Origin of the sequence: Mycobacterium sp. KBS0706, assembly GCF_005938675.2 — a bacterium.
GTDB lineage: Bacteria > Pseudomonadota > Alphaproteobacteria > DSM-16000 > Inquilinaceae > Inquilinus.
In genome coordinates this window covers 80,406-101,047 of sequence record NZ_VCCH02000007.1, presented here as the reverse complement: position 1 = coordinate 101,047, position 20,642 = coordinate 80,406, and the positions used below count along the sequence as shown (strand labels likewise).

The window sequence follows — 20,642 nt, the reverse complement described above, 5'->3', positions numbered from 1 at the left end:
TCCGGGTAACGTTCCCTGTGTCATCATCCTGCCATCAAAAAAATTTTGATGGCAGCAAAAATCCGACTAGGCTCGCGGACAACAACGGGGGGCTCATGGCGGGGGACGCGGCAGCGCAGACAGCCGATGCACGGGCGGCCGTACCGCATCTCGGCCGGGCGATCCGCGCCCGCCGCCGCGCGCTCGACCTCACCCTCAAGGATCTCGGCGAACGCAGCGGCCTGTCGGTCGGCTTCCTGTCGCAGCTGGAGCGCGACCTGGCGACGCCCTCGCTGAGCGCCCTGTCCGGCATCGCCGGCGCCCTCGGCGTCCCGCTCGACGCCTTCCTGGCCGCGCCGCGCCCGGCCAGCGGCCTGACCCGCCGCGGCGAGCGGCCGGTCTTCGCCATCGGCGACGCGCCGCCCGACCGGATCCGTTACGAACGCCTGAGCACCGCCTTCCCCGGCCAGGCGCTGAACGCCGTGCTGGTGCATGTGCCGCCCGGCTATGCCTCGGAGGCGGTGCAGCATGAGGGCGAAGAGATCGCCTTCGTGCTGGAGGGGTCGCTGCTGGTCGGCATCGGCGAGGAGAGCATCCGCCTCGATGCCGGCGACAGCCTGCACTACCCGGCCGGCCGGGCGCATCGCTGGAGCAACGCCCATGACGGCTGGACCCGGGTGCTGTGGACCGGGACGGCCCCGATCTTCGACCGATTGCGAGACGATTCATGACGACACTGACCGATCCGAAGGTGGCCGCTGCCATGGCGGCGCTGGCCGCGGCCCAGGCCGAGCCGGGCCAGCCGCAGGCGCTGTACCGCGCCGCCGACGCCGCGTACCGGGCGCTGCTGGGCCACAAGCTGTTCACCATCATGGCGCTGCGCGCCGACACGGCGGAGGCGGAGCGGGTCTACACCAACGACGCCGCGTCCTATCCGGTCACCGGCCGCAAGCCGATGCACGAAGACCGCTGGTCGGCCCAGGTGATCGGCCGGCGCGAGGTGTTCCTGGGCCGCACTTTGGCCGAGATCGCCGAGGTGTTCCCGGACCATGAGCTGATCGGCTCGCTGGGCTGCGGCGCGGTGCTGAACTTCCCGGTGGTCTATGACGGCGGGGTGCTGGGCACGGTCAATGTGCTGGACGCCGAGGGCCGCTACGACGAGGCCGCCGCCGAACGCGGCCGCTGGCTGACCCCGCTGCTGGTGCCGGCCCTGCTGGCCGGCTGACGGAATCGAACAACGAACAGGGAGACAGAGCATGCGCAGCCTACCGTCCTTCCTTCTCGCCGCGGCCCTGCTAGCGCCGCTTCCGCTTCCCGCGGTCGCAGCGACGCCGGCCGATGCGCTGGTGGTGGCCAAGAACATCGACGACATCGTCAGCCTGGACCCCGCCCAGGCCTATGAGTTCACCTCCGGCGAGATCGTCACCAACACCTATGACCGGCTGGTGCAATACGAGGCCGAGGACATGCAGAAGCTGGTCGGCGCCCTGGCCGAAAGCTGGGCGGTGTCAGACGACGGCAACACCCTGGTCTTCAAGCTGCGGCCGGGCGTGTCCTTCCAGAGCGGCAATCCGGTGCGGCCGGAGGATGTGGTGTTCTCGCTCGCCCGCACCGTCAAGCTGAACAAGGCGCCGGCCTTCGTCCTGACCCAGCTGGGCTGGACCCCCGACAATGTCGGGCAGATGGTGCGCAAGACCGGCGATGCCGAGGTGACGATCACCACCAGCGGCGGCTTCGCCCCCAGCTTCGTGCTCAACATCCTGGCCTCCCGCCCCGCCTCGGTGGTCGACGAGAAGACGGTGACGGAGCACGCCAAGGACGGCGATCTGGGCAATGCCTGGCTGGGCCAGAACTCGGCCGGCACCGGGCCGTTCGCGCTGCGCGCCTACAAGCCGAACGAGTCGATCGCGCTGCGCGCCAACCCGTCCTATTTCCGCGGCGCGCCGGCGATGAAATCGGTGATCTACCGCCATGTCGCCGAGCCGGCGACCCAGCGCCTGCTGCTGGAGGCCGGCGACGCCGACATGGCGCGCGACCTGACGCCGGACCAGGTGGCGGCGCTGGAGGGCAAGGACGGCATCGCCATCGGCACCTATCCGCAGGCCGCAGTGCATTTCTTCAGCCTGAACCAGAAGGTGGCGGCGCTGCAGAACCCCAAGGTGTGGGAGGCGGTGCGCTACCTGGTCGACTATGACGGCATGACCAAGAGCTTCCTGCGCGGCCAGATGAAGGTGCACCAGGCCTTCTGGCCCGAGGGCTTCCCCGGCGCGTTGAACGACACGCCCTACACGCTGGACGTCGCCAAGGCCAAGACGCTGCTGGCCGAGGCCGGCGTCAAGGACGGGCTGACGATCAAGATGGATGTGATCTCCAGCCCGCCCTTCACCGAGATCGCGCAGTCGCTGCAATCGACCTTCGCCAAGGCCGGCATCACCCTGGAGCTGGTGCCCGGCACCGGCAGCCAGGTGATCACCAAGTACCGCGCCCGCAACCATGAGGCGGTGCTGCTGTACTGGGGCCCGGACTTCATGGACCCGCATTCCAACGCCGGCGCCTTCGCCTACAATGTCGACAACAGCGACAGCGCACCGCAGAGCACCACCACCTGGCGCAACAGCTGGCTGGTGCCGGAGCTGAGCGCCGAGACCGACGCCGCCCTCAAGGAGCGCGACGCCGCCAAGCGCGACGCGATGTATGTCGACCTGCAGCGCAAGGTTCAGGAGTCATCGCCGATCGTGATCATGTTCCAGGCGGTCGCCCAGGTGGCGATGGCGAAGTCGGTGCAGGGCTATGTCAACGGCGCCACCACCGATCAGATCTACTACCGGCTGGTGACGAAGAAGTGAGCAGCACCATCGAGACCGAGCGCCTGATCCTCCGCCCCCACCGGGCGGAGGATTTCGACGACCTCGCCGCGATGTGGGCGGATCCGGACGTGACCCGCTTCATCGGCGGCCGCCCCTCGACGCCCGAGGAGAGCTGGGCGCGGCTGCTGCGCTATGGCGGGCTGTGGGGGCTGCTCGGCTTCGGCTATTGGGCGGTGCGCGACCGCGCCACCGGCCGCTTCGTCGGCGATGTCGGCTTCGCCGATTTCCACCGCGGCCTGGATTTCGACTGTGCTCCGGAGGCCGGATGGGTCCTGGCGCCCTGGGCCCATGGCCGAGGCCTGGCCGGCGAGGCGGTCCGCGCCGCCCTGGCTTGGGCCGACGCCCGCGGCTGGGCCCGCAGCGTCTGCATCATCGACCCGGACAATGCTCCATCGCTGCGCCTGGCCGAGGCCTGCACCTACCAGGAGGTCCGCCGCCTGACCTACAAGGACCACCCGGTCATCCTGCTGGAGCGGGCGAAGCGATGGCATCGCCCGTTGCGTCTCAGCCCGCCGGGGGCCGGAGAGGCGGGCTCGGCCGCAGGAAGACCCGGGTGATCTCGGGCTGATCGCGCATCAGCTGCGCCGTCAGGTCATCGACCGCCGCCTGCAGCTCGGCCCGCGGCAGGTCGTCGTGAAAATCGACCGTCATCGCCAGCAGAACCTCCGCCGGGCCGAGATGCATGGTCAGCAGCTCCACCACGCGCGCCACCCGCGGGTCGCGGGCCATGATCTCGCGCACGCCGGCGACGACCGGGGCCGAGGCGCTTTCGCCGACCAGCAGGCTGCGGGTCTCGTTGCCCAGCATCACCGCCGCGCCGACCAGCAGGCAGCCGACGCCGATCGAAGCCAGGCCGTCGAAGACCGGTGCGTCGAACCACAGGGTCAACGCCAATCCGAGCAGCGCGATGAGGAGGCCGGTCACGGCGGCGGCATCTTCCAGCAGCACGGCAAAGATGCCGGGGTCCTTGCTACCCCGGATCGCGGTCCACAGCGCCGCGTCGTCGCGGTGGGCGCGGCGGAACTCGCGCCAGGCCACCAGCAGCGAGCCGCCCTCGAACAGGATGGCGGCCCCCAGCACCACGAAATTCACCCAGATGCCGGCGACCGGCTCTGGCGACACGACCCTGGCCACGCCTTCGTAGATCGACACGGCGCCGCCCAGGGTGAAGATCATCAGCGCGACCACGAAGGCCCAGAAATAATATTCCATGCCATGGCCGAACGGGTGGCGCTCATCGGCCGGCCGCGCGGCGCGGTTCAGCCCCAGCAGCAGCAGCCCCTGGTTCCCGGTGTCGACGGCGGAATGGATCGCCTCGCTGAGCATGGCGGCGCTGCCGGTCCAGGATGCTGCCGCGGCCTTGGTGATCGCCACGGCCAGGTTGCCGGCGAGCGCGGCATAGATCGGCCGCCGCGACCCGCCTGACGGAATCGGCGCCAGCTGGCGTCGCGACGGCATGCGCCGGAGCTCACGCGCCATGGCGCGACGGCCTGAGGCATCGGGGGATGACCGGTGGAAGCATGGTCACGAGAACGGCCGGCCGAACGCCGCGGTTCCCGTGCCGCGAGGCCGCCCTCTCAGAACCGGTAAGCCAGCTTCACCCGCATGCTGCGGCGCAAATCAGATTCGCAAGCATCTGCAAAACCTTTCATCTCGATCTGCAACAGAAATCGTCCACAACATTCTCAAGAAAACCCAGCGAAGCGACATCTGCCTGCAACAAACCTTGGCTACGGTCCGGCCACATTTGAAACAGCGCCATTACCGGCGTCGCAATCCCAGGGATTCGCGGCGGAGGGTGGCGCTGTCCCTTATGCATGTCCGGCGACCACTGCCCCGACGCGACCGGAGCGTCGAGTTTTCCTTCGAGGATCCGAGATGACTTCCGAAAGCAGGCGCGATTTCCTGAAGATGGCCGGTGCCGCGGCCGGCGGTGCCGCGGCGCTGTCGATGTTCCCGCCGGTGATCCGCGACGCGCTGGCCATCCCGGCGCACAACGCCACCCGCTCGATCAAGGATGTCGAGCATGTGGTGATCCTGATGCAGGAGAACCGGTCCTTCGACAATTACTTCGGGACCTTCCCGGGCGTCCGCGGCTTCGGCGATCGCTTCACCATCCCGCTGCCGAACGGGCGCACCGTCTTCCAGCAATGGAACGGCAACCGGGTGGTGATGCCGTATCACCTGGACGAGAAGAAGGGCAACGCCCAGCGCGTCAACGGCACGCCGCACAGCTGGAACGACATGCAGGCGGCCTGGGCCAACGGCCAGATGAACCAGTGGCCGCTGTTCAAGCAGAACCAGTCGATGGGCTACTACATGGAAGAGGAGGTCCCCTTCCAGTTCGCCCTCGCCAACGCCTTTACCCTGTGCGACGCCTATCACTGCTCGCTGAACGGCGGCACCAACCCGAACCGGCTGTTCCTCTGGACCGGCACCAACGGTGCGACCGGCGCCGGCGTCGCCGCGGTGGTCAATGAGTGGGACGATTTCGGCCCGTCCAGCCTGGGCTACACCTGGACCACCTATCCGGAGCGGCTGCAGAAGGCCGGAATCAGCTGGAAGGTCTACCAGAACATCCCGGAGAATTTCGGCGACAACGCGCTGGTCGGCTTCAAGCAGTACCGCCGCGCCAGCGAGGCGGTCGGCAACGGCCCGGACGGCAGCCCCTACGTCGCCTGGACCCAGGCGCAGGACAAGGCCCAGCCGCTGTACAAGGGCGTCGGCAACACCATGCCACAGAGCGCCCTGACCACCCCTTCCAGCAACCGGCTGGTCGAGTTCCGGGCCGACATCCAGGCCCGCAGGCTGCCGCAGGTGTCCTGGGTGGTGGCGCCGGCGACCTATTCCGAGCATCCCGGTCCGTCCAGCCCGGTGCAGGGCGCCTGGTACATCCAGGAGGTGCTGTCGGCGCTGATCGCCGACCCGGAGCTGTGGAGCCGAACCGTCGTGATCGTCAATTTCGACGAGAATGACGGCTTCTTCGACCATGTGCCGTCGCCGGCGGTGCATTCGCTGAACCCTGACGGCAGCCCGGCCGGCGCCTCGACCCTGGCGGACGACAAGCTCGCCTTCGAGCGCTTCAACTACCCGGTGCCGCCCGGCACCACCGGCCAGCCGAAGCCGGACGGCCGCGTCTTCGGCCCCGGCCCGCGCGTGCCCTGCTACATCGTCTCACCCTGGAGCCGCGGCGGCTGGGTCAATTCCGAGGTGTTCGACCACACCTCGGTGCTGCGCTTCCTGGAGACGCGCTTCGGAGTGCAGGAGCCGAACATTCCGCCCTATCGCCGCGCCATCTGCGGCGACCTGACCTCGGCCTTCAACTTCTTCAACCCGAACAGCGAGCGGCCGCCGCGGCTGCCGACCCAGACCAAGGCACAGGCCGACGCCCTGCGGGCGCAGCAGGAGACGCTGCCGCAGGTGCCGGTGCCGGCGGAGGCCAGCCAGGCGGCGCCGCGCCAGGCACGCGGCATCCGCCCGTCGCGGGCCCTGCCCTATGAGCTGGCCGTCGACGCCGAGGCCGACGACAACCGGGTGCGGCTGAACTTCGCCAACACCGGCAAGGCCGGCGCCGTGTTCCACGTCTATGACCGGCTGCATCTCGACCGGGTGCCGCGGCGCTATTCGGTCGAGGCCGGCAAGGAGCTGGACGGCGAGTGGACGACGTCGCCCGACTACGGCAAGTACGACCTGTGGGTGCTGGGGCCGAACGGCTTCCACCGGCACTTCACCGGCACCGTCGCCGCCGGCGGCCGCAAGCCTGTGCCGGAGATCACGGTCAGCTACGACAAGCGCGCCTGCGGCCTGATCGTGCGGCTGGCCAACCGCGGCAACGCGCCTTGCGTGTTCACGATCAGGGCCAACGCCTACAGGCTGTTCGACCTGCCCTGGCGCCAGCTGGTGGTGCCGCACGGCCAGTCGACCGCCTATCTGCCGCTGCTGCTGCAGGGCAAGTGGTACGACTTCACCGCGCGGGTCGAGGGCGATGCGCTGTTCACCCGGCGCTTCGCCGGGCGCATGGAGGACGGCCTGCCCAGCGTCTCCGACCCGGCGATGGGCGACACCGGTCTGGTCTGATCGAGAGCCCCCGCGTCGGCCCCCGGGGCCGGCGCGGGCCCTTCCTCCTGTGCTATGCTCGGCGGAACGAACCGACAGGGGGAGGGCAATCATGCGTGATGTGCTGTTCGGCCTTGCCGGCCTGATCGCGGTGGCGGGCCCGGCCTGGGCGGCCGGCGAGTACGGCGTGTTCTGCGCCGATGACCGCATCGAGATCGAGATGCGCACCCTGGAGCAGGAGAAGACCGCCCGCGGCAGCGACGTCTGCCAGTTCGGCGCCTTCGACTACCTCTCCGACGCCCAGAACTTCGTGGCCAAGAATTTTGGCAGCGTGGGCGCGGCTTGCGCCTGCAAGTGAGGCCTTCTGGCCCACGGGATTCTCGACGGGCTCGTTTGTGTTGCCTCTCCCGCTTGCGGGAGAGGTCGGAGACGCGAAGCGGCTCCGGGTGAGGGGAGTTTGTCGAGCCTGGGCCAACCCTCACCCGGTCGTCCTGCGGACGCCCGACCTCTCCCGCCAGGCGGGAGAGGCAATCTGCTCAGTTTGCCTGTGACCCTACCATTCGAACGGATCGGTGCTCAGCCGCTTGCCGACCAGCATGGCGTCGGCGACCAGGCGCAGGGGCGCGCCGTCGACGTCGCTGCGGCGGGCGGCGAGCAGTTCGGCGAAGTGCGCGTAGATCCGCTCGTATTCCTCGCTCGGCGCCTCGGCCACGACCGTGCCGCCGACCGACAGCGCCCCGCCGCCCTTGAACAGCCGGGCCGGGCGGCCGTCCGCCGTCTCGATCGTCATGTGCCACTTCTCGTCGCCCTGCTCGCGCCAGTCGAAATCGGCGGTGAGGGTGGGCGCCGCCGGGTCGGTGCTGGCGAACGTGACCTGGGCCGCGATCGGCGTCTGCCGGTTGGCCGGATAGGTCAGCTCCGCGCTGCGGACGAAGGGCACGAAGGGCAGGATGCGGGTGAAGATCGACAGCGCGTTGATGCCGGGATCGAACACGCCGAAGCCGCCGGGCGCCCACACCCAGTCCTGGCCTGGATGCCATTTCCGGACATCCTCGCGCCACTCGATCCTGACCGAGCGCACGCCGCCCTCGGCCAGCAGCTCCCGCGCGGCCTCGACCGCCGGGTTGAAGCGCGAATGCCAGGTGGCGAACAGCACCCGGCCCTGCGCCACGGCGGTCGCCTCGAGGTCGGCCAGCTCGGTCAGCGTCGCCGCTGGCGGCTTCTCCAGCAGCACGTCCTTGCCGGCCAGGAGCGCCTCGCGGGCCAGGCCGTGGCGCACCTCCGGCGGGGTGTTGACCGCGACGATGCCGATGTCGGGCCGGGCGGCGTAGAGCTCGGCCGGGCTGCGGTAGCTGGGCACGCCGCCATGGCTCAGGCCGCGGGTGCTGACCACGGCGGCCAGTTCGAACGAATCGCTCTTGTCGATCACCGGCAGGTGTTGGTCCTGGGTGATCTTGCCGAGGCCGATGACGGCGATCTTGTGGGTGGCCAAAGTGGGTCTCCTCGTCTCAGCGCGTCTTCTCGCCGCCCGCCGCGACGATCACGGCGATGATGATCAGGCCGGTCAGCACCAGCCGCAACCCGGTTCCGGTGCCGAGCGCGTTCAGCATCGTCACCAGCAGGAACAGGAACAGCGACGCGCCCCACAGACCGGGCAGGTTGGCCCGGCCGCCGGCGACGCTGGTGCCGCCGATCACCACCACGGCGATCGAGTTCAACAGGTAGTCCTTGCCCATGTCGAGCGAGGCACCGCCGAAATACCCCGCCATCAGCGCCCCGGCTAGGCCGGCGAAGCCCCCGGACAGGGCGTAGGTCAGGAAGCGGGTGCGCTCGACCTTCACCCCGGCGAGGTGGGCGGCGCGCGGATTCTGCCCGACCGCCAGCACCGACCGGCCGTAGATCGTGCGCTGCAGCACCACCGCCATGATGGCGGCCAGGACGAAGCCGGCCACCGCCATCATCGGCACGCCCGCCACCTGCCAGGTGGTGAAGGCGGCAAAGCCGTCGGGCGGGGAGATGCGCAGGCCGCGGCCATAGGCGATGGCGACCGACTGGAACACCAGGCTGGAGGACAGGGTGGCGATGATCGGCGGCATGGCGAAGCCGCGGATCAGCGCCCAGTTGGCGATGCCGACCACCAGGCCGCAGGCCAGCGCCGCGGCCAGCCCCGGCAGGACCATGCCGTCCTGCCCGGCCATCACGATCATGGCGGCCGAGCCGGACAGGGCGATGTTGGACGGGATCGACAGGTCGATATTGCCCGGCCCCATCGCGATCACGAACATCTGGCCGATGGCGACGACGACGAAGAACACGCCGAAGCTGAGGGCCGCGGTCAGCACCTGCCCCGCGCCCTCGCCCGCCGCGATGGCGACCACCGCCAGCCACAGCAGCACCGCGCCGGCCCAGGACCACAGCCAGGGGCGGTCGGATGTCCATGCTGAAACCCGGGTCATCGCGGCCGCCTCCGGCTGGTCAGGGCTCGCAAAGCCAGGACGATGATCAGGATCGCGCCCTGGGCGCCGATCTGCCAGTCGGGCGAGATCCGCATGAAGGTCAGCAGCGACCCGGCCAGGGTCAGCACCAGCGCCCCCGTCACCGCCCCGACCGGCGACACCCGGCCGCCGACGAAGTCGCAGCCGCCGAGGATGGCGCCGGCGATCGACAGCAGGGTGTAGCGCTGGGCGATGTTGGCATCGCCCGAGGTCGAGAGGCCCAGCAGCGACAGGCCGGACAGCAGGCCGAACACCCCGGCCAGGGCGTAGAGCCCGACCCGGATCTTGAGCAGCGACCAGCCGGCCCGGGCGATCGCCTTCGGGTTGCCGCCGGCGCCGCGCAGCACCGCGCCGAGGGCCGAGCGCATCAGGAACAGATGCACCAGCGCGGCCAGTCCGATCGCGACCAGGATCGGCAGCGGCACATAGGGCGGCTTCCAGCCCATCGCCGCGCGCAGCCAGGCCGGGCTGGCGCCGCCCGGCGAGGGCAGAACCAGGATGGCGAGGCCGAGCCAGACGAAGCTCATGCCCAGCGTCACCACCAAAGACGGCACGTTGCGCCAATGGATCAGCGCACCGGCCGCGCTATAGGCCAGGACGCCGCCGGCCAGCACGGCGATGCCGAGCAGGGGTTCGTCGACCAGCCAGGTGGCGGCGACGCAGGTGACGAAGCCGACATAGGCACCGATGCCGAGGTCGAGGTCGTTGACCGTCAGCATGCACATCTGCGCCAGGGTCGCGAACATGATCGGGATCGCCAGGCCGAGCATCAGGTTCAGCCCGAGATAGCTCATCGTCCTCGGGTTGATCAGGAAGATCGGCACCAGGATGGCGACCAGCGACAGGAAGGGCAGCAGCGCCCGCCAGGTCGAGGCGCGGGTCAGGGGCGCGGTCCAGGTCGGCCGCGGGCGGGGCAAGGCGAGATCGGTCATGAGGCGCGGCGCTCTTCTTCCGCGAAGGAGGCCTGGAGGACGGCGGATTCGGTCAGCTGCGACCGGCTGAGATCGGCGACGATGCGGTTGTTGCGGAACACATAGACATGGTCGCAGTGCTCCAGCTCCTCCATCTCCGTCGTGTACCAGAGGAAGCTGCGGCCCTGTTGCGCCTGGGCCCGGATCAGCCCGTACACCTCGTGCTTGGTGCCGACATCGACGCCGCGCATCGGGTCGTCCATCAGCACGGTGTCGGCGTCGCAGCCCAGCGCCCGGGCGAACAGCGCCTTCTGCTGGTTGCCGCCGGAGAGGGTGAGGATGCCGCCGGACAGGTCGGGGGCGCGGATGCCGATCCGCTCCTTCCACTCCCGGCCCAGCGCCGCCTCGGCGGCGGGCGAGATCAGGCCGAAGCGGCGCAACGCCGCCAGCGACCGGATGGTGATGTTGCGCTCGATCGACCACAGCGGGAACACGCCCTCGGTCTGGCGGTCGCCGGCGACGAAGGCGACGCGGCCGCGCACCTCCGCGCCGCGGCGCAGGCCGAGGCGCGGCCCGGTGGCGGCGTCGTAGACCCGCTGCAGCAGGCGGCTCTGGCCGTGCCCGGCCAGGCCGGCGAGGCCGATGATCTCGCCCTCGCGCGCCACCAGCTCCAGCCCCGCCCCGGCCGGCACGCGCACCCGCACCGGCGCCGAGCGGTCGATTTCGGCCCGGGCCTCGGCGGCGGCGGAGACGGCATGGCCCATGGCGGCGACCAGGCCGGGCTTGTCGATCTCGCCGGCTTTCCAGGCGCCGACCACGCGGCCGTCGCGCATCACCACGATGCGGCCGGCCGTCGACAGGATCTCGCCCAGGATATGGGTGATCAGGATCACCGACAGCCCTTCGGCCACCCGCCGGCGGACATAGTCCAGGAGCTGCCCGGCGGCGACGGCGTCGAGCGAGGAGGTCGGCTCGTCCAGGATGACGAGGTGCAGCGGCGCATCGGTCACACTGAAGGCGCGGGCGATCTCGACCATCTGGCGCCGGCCGATCGACAGGTCCGCCACCTCGGCCTCCGGCGCGATGCCGTGGCCGGGGAAGATGCGGTCGAGAGTGCCGATGATCAGGTCGCCGGCGCGGCGGCGCCAGCCCGGGCCGGTCAGGCCGGGATGGGTGATCCGCGCATTCTCCGCCACCGTGAGGTTGGGGCAGAGCGACAGCTCCTGGAACACGCAGCGGATGCCGAGCGCCTGGGCCGGGCCGATGGCGTAGCGGCCGGTGCGGTCCTCGCCCAGCACGGTCAGCCTGCCCTCGTCCGGCGCCAGGATGCCGGCCAGGACATTCATCAGCGTCGACTTGCCAGCGCCGTTGTGCCCGGCCAGGCCGAGGCATTCGCCGGGCGCCACGGCGAGGTCGACCCCGCCCAGCGCCCGGACCGCCCCGAAGCTCTTGGCCACCCCGGCGAAGTCGACGATCGGTACAGCGGTCATGTCCGGACGCTCAGCTTTCCCTCTCCTCGGGGAGAGGGAGGGGCCCGCCGCGTTGGCGGCGGGAGGGTGAGGGGGTGGCTCGGTGCCGCAGCTCGTGCGCGATCATCTCGGCCACCGCCTCGATCTCTTGCAGGACCTGATGGTTCCAGAAGCGCAGTACGGTCACGCCCTGGGCGTTCAGATAGGCTGTGCGGTCGCGGTCCCGCTCTTCGGTGTGCTGGCTGCCATCGACCTCGACGGCCAACCGGGCCTTCTCGCAGTAGAAGTCGAGGACATAGGGGCCGAAGGGATGCTGGCGGCGGAACTTCGCCCCTTCGATCCCCCGTCGGGATAGCACGAACCACAGCTTCCGCTCCGCATCGGTTCCATTCTGCCGCAGGCGTCGTGCCCGGCCGACCGAACGGCTCTCCAACTCCCAGTTGCCGGCCATCCCCCTCACCCTCCCATTCGCCAACGCGAATGGGCCCCTCCCTCTCCCCTAGGAGAGGGAGTTTAGCGCAAGGCGGGGGCCGCCGGCGACCGGGCCACATGGGCTCTCAGCCCGCTTACCCCTCCGTCGGGGTCGCGGGCAGGTCCTTGCCGCCGACGATGGCGTCGATCAGCTTCACGGTCCAATCCTGCGGATAGGTGGCGTTGGTGACGCCGCCCTCGGGCGTGTGGGCCAGCCAGTAGTCGAGCTTGGCCTGCTCCACCACCACGGTCGGCAGCCGCAGGTCCTTCGGCACGTCCTTGCCGGCCAGGATCTGCTGCGCCACCCAGAAGGCGACCTGGGCCGAGCCCGGGGCGATCGACAGGCTCATCGTCTCATAGCCGCTGGCCGTCTGCTCCTTCCACCACTTCAGCTCCTCGTAGCGGTTGCCCATGATGATCAGGGGCACCTTGCGCCCTGCCGCCTGGAAGGCCTGGGCCGCGCCGTAGCCGTCGCCGCCCTGGGTCACCACCGCGTCGATCTCCGGCAGGGTCGGCAGGATGCCGGCGACCTCGCGCTGGGCCACGGTCTGGGTCCAGTCGCCATGCACCGAGCCGGCGATCGAGAAGCCGGAATGGGCCTTCACCCCGGCCTCGATGCCCTTGTGGATCTCGTCATCGACGAAGACGCCGGCCAGGCCGCGGATCTCCAAGAGCTTGCCGCCCTTCATCCGGCCGGCCAGGTAGTCCATCTGGGTCTTGCCCATGCCCTCGAAATCGATGGCGATGCGCCAGGCGCAGGGCTCGGTGACGATGCCGTCGAAGGAGACGACGACGATGCCGGCGTCGCAGGCCTCCTTCACCGCGCCGTTGACCGCGGTCGGCGAGGCCGCGTCGATCACGATCGCGTCATAGCCCTGCAGGATCATGTTCTGGATCTGCGCCGCCTGGTCGGTCGGCGAGTTGTCGGCGGTGGTGAAGGCCGGGGCCTCGGCCACCAGCTTCTTGTCGACCGCCGCCTTGCCGACCTCGTCCCAGCTCTTCAGCATCGCCTGGCGCCAGGAATTGCCGGCGTAGTTGTTGCTGAGCGCGATCTTCTTGCCCGAGGTGTCGCCGGTGGCGACGCCGTCCGCCGCATGAGCCGGCACCGCGGCGACGCCGCACAGGAGCGCCGCCAGCGCCCAGTTTCTCACACCACGCATGGACCCTGATCCTCCCGAAATATTCTGTCCGGAATCGCGTCCGGCGGCGGCACTATCGGATTTATCAGACAAATTGACAAGTGTACGAAACATTAAACAAATGTCTTCTTTCCGGCCATCCGGCAGACCTGAGCGAGACTGCCTCAACTGCGCGACGCGGGCTCCGCGACAGACGGCCGCGACGCCTGCAGATCCTGGATCAGGAGCTTCGCGGCGCGGGTGACGGTGGCGCCTTTGCGGGTCACGATCTCGAACGGGGCGTCATACCCCAGGAGGCCCGGCAGCAGCTGGTACAGCCGGTTTGCCGCCTGCCAGGGCGCCGCGTAATGGGTCGGCAGGAACCCGATATACCCCCCGGACAGGATCAGGATCGCCTGCGCCTCCATGCAGTCGACCGTGGCCGAGGCCGATGCCTCGGACAGGCCCAGCCGCGCCAGGTCGCTGAGATTCCAGTAGCCGCGCGTGATCAGCCGCTCGCGCCGCATCTCGTCCAGGGTCTCCGGGCTGTCCGGCGCGCCGAACAGCCGGTGCCCGGCGCCGCAGTAGCACACCTGCTTTTCGCGGTAGAGCGGCGTGTAGACCAGCCCCGCGATGTGACGCGGAAAGGCGCTGACGACAAGGTCGAGCCGCCCGTCCAGGAGCCGCTGTTCCAGGAGCGGCGGCGTGTCGATCGCCAGATGCAGATGCACCCGGTGGTCGCGGCCGCCGAAGCGGCGCAGCCCTTCGATCACCGGCGATCCCGGATCACCCGCCGTGGCGTCGACCAGCCCGACGCGCAGGTCGCCCGCCAGCCGGGCGTCCAGGGCCAGGGTCTCGGCCCGGAAGCCTTCCACCGCCTCCAGCAGGCGGCGCGCCGCGTCATAGACGGCCCGCCCCTTCTCGGTCAGGCGGAAGCCGGAGCGGCCGCGCTCGCACAGCCGGGCGCCGAGCCGCTGCTCCAGATGCGCCATCTGGGTCGAGACGGTGGAGGCGCCGAGGTTCAGCGCCGCCTGCGCCGCGGCGAAGCCGCCGGCATCGGCCACGGTGACGAAGATCCGCAGCAGCCGCAGCTCGACATCTGAAACGTTCTTCATAGCGACGAGATTACATCGAGAAATCGCGAAGTGAACGTCGCGACGCCGCTATTTTTCAGCAGCGTGACATTTGTCATCCTTCCGGCAACGAAACGGTGATGAACAGCGAGGCGGCGCGTGACCTGGACCCTGGATTCCGAGACCGGCGTGCTGCGCGATGTGCTGCTGGCGACGCCGGAGCACTATGCCTGGCAGCCGACCAACAGCATCGCCCGGGCCACGCTGGAGGCCGGATCGGCCTATGACCACCAGCGGGTGCAGGGCCAGTACCGGCAGATGGTCGATGCTCTGGAAAGCGCCGGTGTCACCTGCCACTACCTCAAGACCGAGCCGCATCTGCCCTATCAGGTCTACACAAGGGATTCGAGCCAGGTGACGCCCTGGGGCCCGGTGGTGACCCAGCTGTTCCGGCCGCAGCGGCGCGGCGAATACGCCTCGGTGATCGAGTTCTACCAGCAGCATGGCGGCGTCTGGCGCTATTCCACCGACGGCACGCTGGAAGGCGGCGACATCCACATCATCCGCCCCGGGCTGGTGCTGATCGGCAGCTCCGGCGAGCGCACCAACGAGGCCGGCGCCCGGCAATTCGCCCGCTGGTTCGAGGCCGAGGGCTGGGAGGCGCGGGTCGAGCCCTTCCCCGAGCATTTCCTGCATCTCGACGTGATCTTCTGCATGGCCGCGGATGGCCTGGCCGTGGCCTGCACCGAGGTGCTGGACGACGGCCTGCTGGACTGGCTGCGCGGCCACCGCATCAAGCTGATCGACGTCACCTACAAGGAGGTGATGTCGATGGGCTGCAACCTGCTGGCGCTGGGCCGCGACCGGGTGCTGTCGCCGAAGCACAGCGCCCGGGTGAACGCCGCGCTGCGGGCCGAGGGGCTGGCGGTGCTGGAGCCCGAGTTGGACCTGTTGGCGGCCGGCGGCGGCAGCATCCACTGCATGACCATGCCGCTGCGGCGCGATCCGGTATAATGAGGCGGCCATGATCATGCTCAATCCTCTCCTGACCGCCGTCGCGGCGCCGCCGATCGCCGAGGCCCAGCGCTGGGTCGAAGGCCGCAGCTTCCCGGCCGACCGGCCGCTGATCGACCTGGCCCAAGCGGTGCCGGGCTATGCCCCGCCCGAGGCGCTCGTGGCGCATCTGGCCGAGCGGCTGCGCGATCCCGCCGTGCACCGCTACACCGCGATCCTCGGCTTGGCCGAGCTGCGCGCGGCGCTGGCGGCGCGCTTCGCCCGCTATTACGGCGGTGCCATCGGCCCGGCGAATATTGCGATCACGGCCGGCTGCAACCAGGCCTTCTGCCTGGCCATGGCGGCGCTGGCCCGGCCCGGCGACCAGGTGGTGCTGCCCCTGCCCTACTACTTCAACCACCGCATGTGGCTGGACGCGACGGGCATCGAGGCGCTGCACCCGGCCTTCCGGCCCGATGCCGGCGGCGTGCCGGATGTCGACGAGGTGGCCAAGCTCGTCACCGACCGCACCCGCGCCATCGTGCTGGTGACGCCGAACAACCCGACCGGCGCGATCTATCCGGCCGAGACGCTGCGCGCCTTCTACGAGCTGGCGAAGCGTCGCGGCATCGCCCTGGTGCTGGACGAGACCTATATCGACTTCCTGCCGACCGACGACCGGCCGCACGACCTGTTCCAGGACCCCGACTGGGGTTCGACGGTGGTGCATCTCTACAGCTTCTCCAAGGTCTTCGCGATCACCGGCCACCGCGTCGGGTCCATCACCGCCGGGCCGGCGCTGATGGCGCAGATCGAGAAGGCGATGGACTGCGTCGCCATCTGCGCCCCGCGGATCGGGCAGGAGGCGGCGCTGTTCGGGCTCGATCAGCTCGGCGGCTGGGTCCAGGGCAACACCGCGTCGATGCGCGAGCGGGCGACCGTGTTCCGCGGTGTCCTGTCGAAGTTGGGGGGCCTGTCGCAGCCGGAAGGCTGGCGCCTGGTCAGCCTGGGCGCCTTCTTCGCCTATCTCGAGCATCCATTCGCCGGCCGCGATGCGGTCGAGGTGGCCCGCGGGCTGGCGCTGGAGCACAATCTGCTGACTCTGCCGGGCAGCATGTTCGGGCCGGGGCAGGACCGTTTCCTGCGCGTCGCCTTCGCCAATGTCGGCAGCGACGTGGCCCCGATCGTCGCGGACCGGCTGACGGCCGCTTTGGCATCGTCTCGCGACGACGCCGCATAAGAAAACACGAGGAGGTTTCATGACCCGCGAGATCTATCGCTATTCCCCGAGCCGGCGGACGCTGCTGAAGCTGTCCGCCGCCGGTGCCGCCCTGGCCACGATCGGCCGGGCGCCCTTCGTGCATGCGCAGGAGCGCAGCATCAAGATCGGCACCTATGGCGGCTATTTCGAGGAGAGCTTCGGCAAGCACGTCTTCCCGGAGTTCACCAAGGCCAGCGGCATCAAGGTCGAGGGCGTCGGCGAGCCGACCGGCGAGGCCTGGCTGGTGCAGCTGCAGACCGCGGCCAATGCCGGCGAGGCCCCGGCCGACGTGTCGATGATGGCCCAGGTGGCCATGCTGCGCGGCATCAAGTCCGGCCTGTGGCAGGCGCTGGACCCGGCGAAGATGCCGGGCGCCGCGAAGGTGTTCCCGGAGTTCCTCAACAAATACGATGACGGCCGCATCGCCGGCGTCGCGGCGGTGGCCTGGTTCATCACCCTGGTCACCAACACCGAGACCTACAAGGACGCGCCGACCAGCTGGGCCGCGCTGTGGGACAAGGCGAATGAGGGCAAGCTCGGCCTGATGGCGCTGGCCAGCAACTCCTTCCTGCTGGAGATCACCGCCCACACCCATTTCGGCGGCAACAGCGACATCCTGGCGACCAATGAGGGCGTCGAGAAGGTGCTGGCCAAGCTGGCCGAGCTGAAGCCGAACGTGTCGCTTTGGTACCGCGACGAGGGCCAGTTCCAGAACGCCCTGCAGTCAGGCGAGATCCCGATGGGCGAGTACTATCACGACGTCACCGGCCTTGCGATCAAGGACGGCTTCCCGGTGCGCTCGACCTTCCCGAAGGAGGGCGGCGTGTCCGACCGCGGCTCCTGGGCCGTCAGCAAGGCGTCGAAGAAGCTGGAGGAGGCGCAGGTCTTCATCGACTACATGTGCCAGCCGGCCCAGCAGGAGACGCTGTCGCGCAAGGTGGGCACCGCGCCGATCGTGCCGCGCGAGATCCTGAGCCTGTCGGCGGAGGAATTTGCCGCCGTCTCCAGCGACATCAAGCCGATCATCCCAGACTACAAGCTGTACACCGAACGCGGCGACTGGGTCGCGGAGAAGTGGACCGGCATGATCACCGGCTGATCGAGCGCGCCCCCGGCCGCAGATCCTGCGGCCGGGGGCTTTACCTCCGAGACAGGACCCGCGCCGCATGCACGAGCTCCGCCTCCAGGGCATCGCCAAGGATTACGGGCGGGTCACCGCCGTCACCGATGTCGACCTGGCCGTCCCGGCCGGCAAGCTGGTCTGCTTCCTCGGCCCCTCCGGCTGCGGCAAGACCACGCTGCTGCGCATCATCGCCGGCCTCGAATCCCCGACCAAGGGCCAGCTGCTGCTGGATGGCCGCGACGTCACCCCGGTGCCGACGCACCAGCGCAACTTCGGCATGGTGTTCCAGTCGCTGGCGCTGTTCGACCACCTGACGGTCGGCGAGAACATCGCCTATGCCCTGCGCATCCGTGGCGCCGACAAGGCGGCGCAGCGCAAGCGGGCGGAGGAGCTGCTGGCCATGGTGCAGCTGCCGGGCGTGGCCGACCGCCACGTCTCGCAGCTGTCCGGCGGCCAGCGCCAGCGCGTCGCCATCGCCCGGGCCCTGGCGATCGACCCCAGCCTGTTCCTGCTGGACGAGCCGCTGTCGGCGCTGGACGCCAAGCTGCGCGAGGCGATGCAGATCGAGTTGCGCCAGTTGCAGCAGCGCCTGGGCGTTACCACCATCCTGGTCACCCACGACCAGCGCGAGGCCATGACCATGGCCGATGTCATCGTGGTGATGGGCCAGGGCCGGATCCAGCAGGCCGGCGCGCCGCTGGAGATCTACCGCCGCCCGGCCAACGCCTTCGTCGCCGACTTCATCGGCACCGGCAACCTGCTGCCGGTGCGGGTCGATGGCGGTGCCCTGCGCCTCGGTGATGCCGTGCTGACCGCGAGCGAAGGACTGGACGGCCTCAAGCCCGGCGCCGGCGCCACCCTGCTGGTGCGGCCGGAGGAGGTGCAGCTGCGCCCGGCCGGCGAGGCCGGGCCGAACCGGGTGGCGGGCACGGTCGACTTCGTGCGCGACGTCGGCAATTCGGTCGAGGTCTATGTCGACTGCGCCGGCACCCGGCTGGTCGCCGCCGCCGCCCGCAAGGACCTGCCGCCGATCGCCGCCGGCCAGACCGTGACGGTCGAGCTGCCGCCCGAATCCTGCGTGGTGCTGGCGGCATGACCGCGCCCGCCATGACCGCGGCATCGGCCGCCTCGGCGCCGGCCCGGAACGCCCCCCACGGCTTCATCGCCCGGCTGCCGGCGCTGTGGCCGGCGGCGATGCTGTGCGTGTTCTTTCTGATCCCCTTCGTGATCATGGTGGCGTTCAGCTTCTACCACCGGGTCGAGGGCGGGCTGTACCAGCCGGCCTTCGAGCTCGACAACTACGCCCGGTTCTGGACCCCGCTGTTCACCCGGGTGCTCGGCTTCTCGCTGATGATCTGCGGCCTGGCCGCGGTGTTCTGCGTCGTCGCCGCGGTGCCCTTCACCTGGTTCCTCAGCCGCACTCGCCGGCCGGCGCAGGTGGCCTGGCTGGTCTGCATCCTGTCGATCCTGTCGCTGTCCGAGGTGATCATGGGCTTCGCCTGGTCGATCCTGCTGTCGCGCTCGGCCGGCCTGTCCAACCTCTTGGTCACCCTCGGCATCCTCGACTCGCCCGAGGCCTGGACGCCGAGCTTCGGCGCCCTCTTGATGGGCCTCTGCTTCATCGGCTTCCCCTATTCGGTGCTGATGCTGTACCCGGCGGTGAACCGCCTGGACCCCGAGATCACCGAGGCCGCCCGCACCCTCGGCGCCTCGCCTTTGCGCGGCTTCTTCACCGTGGTGATCCCGTCGCTGCGCCAGGCGATCCTGGCCACCGCCATCCTGGTCTTCGTCTTCACCCTCGGCTGCTATGTGCTGCCGCAGGTGCTGGGCAAGCCGGAGCACTGGACCCTGTCGGTGCTGATCACCGACCAGGCGATCTACCAGTCGAACATCCCCTTCGCCGCGGCGCTGGCGGTGTTCCTGGTGCTGGTCAGCCTGGCCCTGATCGGCCTCACCCTTCTCCTCGGCCAGGGAAGGAGGCGCTGAGATGAGCCGCGTCCTCAGCCGCCTCTATATGGGCCTGATCGGGGCCATCCTCTTGGCGCCGATCATCGTCATCATCGGCGTGTCGCTGAACGAGAAGAAGCGCCTGCTGTTCCCGCCGCAGGGCCTGTCCTTCGCCTGGTATGGCGAGATGCTGCAGGACCCGGAATGGGTCGGCGCGCTGGGCCACAGCGTCACCATCGCCGTGCTGGCCGCCGCCCTGTCGGTGTCGATCGCGCTGCCGATGGCCTGGTACCTCTGGCGCTGGAACCCGCGCTGGGGCCGCGCCCTCTACACTCTCGGCATCGCCCCCTTCATCCTGCCGCCGGTGGTCTCGGCGCTGGGCTTCCTGATCTTCTGGCAGATCGTCGGCCTGTACGGGCACATCGCCGCCACCATCGTCTCGCACGGCATCTTCTTCGTCACCCTGCCGCTGGTGAACATCGCCCTCGGCCTGGCCTCGATCGACCGCGCGGCGGTAGAGGCGGCGCGCACCCTGGGCGCCGACGAGCGCACGGTGTTCCGCACCATCGTGCTGCCCTCGGTGCGGCCCTACATCATCTCCGGCTACGCCTTCGCCTTCGTGCTGAGCCTGAACGAATACATCGTCGCCTACATGGTCGCCGGGTCCACGGTGGAGACGCTGCCGATCAAGATCTTCAACGCCCTGCGCTACGGCTATACCCCGGTGATGGCGGCGGTGACGGCGCTGTTCGTGCTGGTGGCGGCGCTGGTGTTCTCGCTGGTGGCATGGCGCGGCGACCTGCCGCGTCTTCTCGGCGCCACCCGGCCGCCGCGCTGACCTATCCTGCCGCTTCGTTTCCCGATTCGGCAGTTCGACAG

At 69.6% G+C, this 20,642-nt stretch carries 20 protein-coding genes; 12 read left to right on the top strand and 8 right to left on the bottom strand.

Features of this window, described 5'->3' with window-relative positions:
* The first annotated feature begins 95 nt into the window (after positions 1-95).
* The 4 genes from FFK22_RS05690 to FFK22_RS05675 are packed head-to-tail and all read left to right on the top strand — an operon-like array spanning position 96 to position 3,403.
* Complete coding sequence (locus tag FFK22_RS05690) at positions 96-710, top strand: helix-turn-helix domain-containing protein (RefSeq protein ID WP_138887565.1); 615 nt, start codon at positions 96-98, stop codon at positions 708-710.
* Positions 707-1,204 carry a GAF domain-containing protein gene (locus FFK22_RS05685; RefSeq protein ID WP_138887564.1) on the top strand — a complete coding sequence of 166 codons (498 nt, stop codon included), beginning with the start codon at positions 707-709 and terminating at the stop codon, positions 1,202-1,204. Before FFK22_RS05690 ends, FFK22_RS05685 begins: the two co-directional genes overlap by 4 nt.
* Before the next feature lie 31 nt (positions 1,205-1,235).
* Positions 1,236-2,825, top strand: a complete 1,590-nt coding sequence (locus FFK22_RS05680; RefSeq protein WP_138887563.1) for an ABC transporter substrate-binding protein — start codon at positions 1,236-1,238, stop codon at positions 2,823-2,825.
* Entirely contained in the window at positions 2,822-3,403 is a 582-nt protein-coding gene (locus FFK22_RS05675) for a GNAT family N-acetyltransferase (protein WP_138887562.1), read from the top strand. Before FFK22_RS05680 ends, FFK22_RS05675 begins: the two co-directional genes overlap by 4 nt.
* Here the strand turns inward: FFK22_RS05675 and FFK22_RS05670 are convergent.
* Entirely contained in the window at positions 3,351-4,304 is a 954-nt protein-coding gene (locus FFK22_RS05670; RefSeq protein ID WP_138887561.1) for a cation diffusion facilitator family transporter, read from the bottom strand. The two genes, FFK22_RS05675 and FFK22_RS05670, sit on opposite strands and share 53 nt — an antisense overlap.
* A 420-nt stretch (positions 4,305-4,724) precedes the next feature.
* Here FFK22_RS05670 and FFK22_RS05665 point away from each other — a divergent pair, with 420 nt between their 5' ends.
* The gene (locus FFK22_RS05665) at positions 4,725-6,923 is read left to right on the top strand and encodes a phosphocholine-specific phospholipase C (RefSeq protein WP_138887560.1); all 2,199 of its coding nucleotides are present in this window, start codon (positions 4,725-4,727) and stop codon (positions 6,921-6,923) included.
* A gap of 91 nt (positions 6,924-7,014) precedes the next feature.
* On the top strand, positions 7,015-7,260 hold the full coding sequence (locus FFK22_RS05660) for a hypothetical protein (protein WP_138887559.1): 246 nt from the start codon (positions 7,015-7,017) through the stop codon (positions 7,258-7,260).
* A 195-nt stretch (positions 7,261-7,455) separates the two neighbouring features.
* Here the strand turns inward: FFK22_RS05660 and FFK22_RS05655 are convergent, their stop codons facing one another.
* From FFK22_RS05655 to FFK22_RS05625, 7 genes are all read right to left on the bottom strand, one after another.
* Positions 7,456-8,394 carry a Gfo/Idh/MocA family protein gene (locus tag FFK22_RS05655; RefSeq protein ID WP_138887558.1) on the bottom strand — a complete coding sequence of 313 codons (939 nt, stop codon included), beginning with the start codon at positions 8,392-8,394 and terminating at the stop codon, positions 7,456-7,458.
* 16 nt (positions 8,395-8,410) lie between these two features.
* On the bottom strand, positions 8,411-9,358 hold the full coding sequence (locus tag FFK22_RS05650; RefSeq protein ID WP_138887557.1) for an ABC transporter permease: 948 nt from the start codon (positions 9,356-9,358) through the stop codon (positions 8,411-8,413).
* Complete coding sequence (locus tag FFK22_RS05645) at positions 9,355-10,329, bottom strand: ABC transporter permease (protein ID WP_138887556.1); 975 nt, start codon at positions 10,327-10,329, stop codon at positions 9,355-9,357. The genes FFK22_RS05650 and FFK22_RS05645 overlap by 4 nt, the downstream gene beginning before the upstream one ends.
* On the bottom strand, positions 10,326-11,798 hold the full coding sequence (locus FFK22_RS05640) for a sugar ABC transporter ATP-binding protein (protein WP_138887555.1): 1,473 nt from the start codon (positions 11,796-11,798) through the stop codon (positions 10,326-10,328). Before FFK22_RS05640 ends, FFK22_RS05645 begins: the two co-directional genes overlap by 4 nt.
* A 10-nt stretch (positions 11,799-11,808) precedes the next feature.
* On the bottom strand, positions 11,809-12,228 hold the full coding sequence (locus tag FFK22_RS05635; protein ID WP_138887554.1) for an endonuclease domain-containing protein: 420 nt from the start codon (positions 12,226-12,228) through the stop codon (positions 11,809-11,811).
* Positions 12,229-12,343: 115 nt separating this feature from the next.
* Entirely contained in the window at positions 12,344-13,408 is a 1,065-nt protein-coding gene (locus FFK22_RS05630; RefSeq protein ID WP_138887553.1) for an ABC transporter substrate-binding protein, read from the bottom strand.
* A 143-nt stretch (positions 13,409-13,551) separates the two neighbouring features.
* A complete protein-coding gene (locus FFK22_RS05625) occupies positions 13,552-14,481 on the bottom strand; it encodes a LysR family transcriptional regulator (RefSeq protein ID WP_138887552.1) in 930 nt (309 codons plus the stop codon).
* A 117-nt stretch (positions 14,482-14,598) separates the two neighbouring features.
* Between FFK22_RS05625 and FFK22_RS05620 the strand changes: the two genes are divergently transcribed.
* From FFK22_RS05620 to FFK22_RS05595, 6 genes are all read left to right on the top strand, one after another.
* Positions 14,599-15,453, top strand: coding sequence for a dimethylarginine dimethylaminohydrolase family protein (locus FFK22_RS05620; protein ID WP_138887551.1), 855 nt, complete (start codon positions 14,599-14,601; stop codon positions 15,451-15,453).
* Between the two features lie 10 nt (positions 15,454-15,463).
* Complete coding sequence (locus FFK22_RS05615; RefSeq protein WP_138887550.1) at positions 15,464-16,672, top strand: aminotransferase; 1,209 nt, start codon at positions 15,464-15,466, stop codon at positions 16,670-16,672.
* A 19-nt stretch (positions 16,673-16,691) separates the two neighbouring features.
* On the top strand, positions 16,692-17,792 hold the full coding sequence (locus tag FFK22_RS05610) for a PotD/PotF family extracellular solute-binding protein (protein ID WP_138887549.1): 1,101 nt from the start codon (positions 16,692-16,694) through the stop codon (positions 17,790-17,792).
* Positions 17,793-17,859: 67 nt separating this feature from the next.
* Entirely contained in the window at positions 17,860-18,912 is a 1,053-nt protein-coding gene (locus tag FFK22_RS05605) for an ABC transporter ATP-binding protein (protein WP_138887548.1), read from the top strand.
* Positions 18,909-19,802, top strand: coding sequence for an ABC transporter permease (locus FFK22_RS05600; RefSeq protein WP_221938413.1), 894 nt, complete (start codon positions 18,909-18,911; stop codon positions 19,800-19,802). Before FFK22_RS05605 ends, FFK22_RS05600 begins: the two co-directional genes overlap by 4 nt.
* Position 19,803: 1 nt before the next feature.
* Complete coding sequence (locus tag FFK22_RS05595; RefSeq protein ID WP_138887547.1) at positions 19,804-20,601, top strand: ABC transporter permease; 798 nt, start codon at positions 19,804-19,806, stop codon at positions 20,599-20,601.
* Positions 20,602-20,642 lie beyond the last annotated feature (41 nt).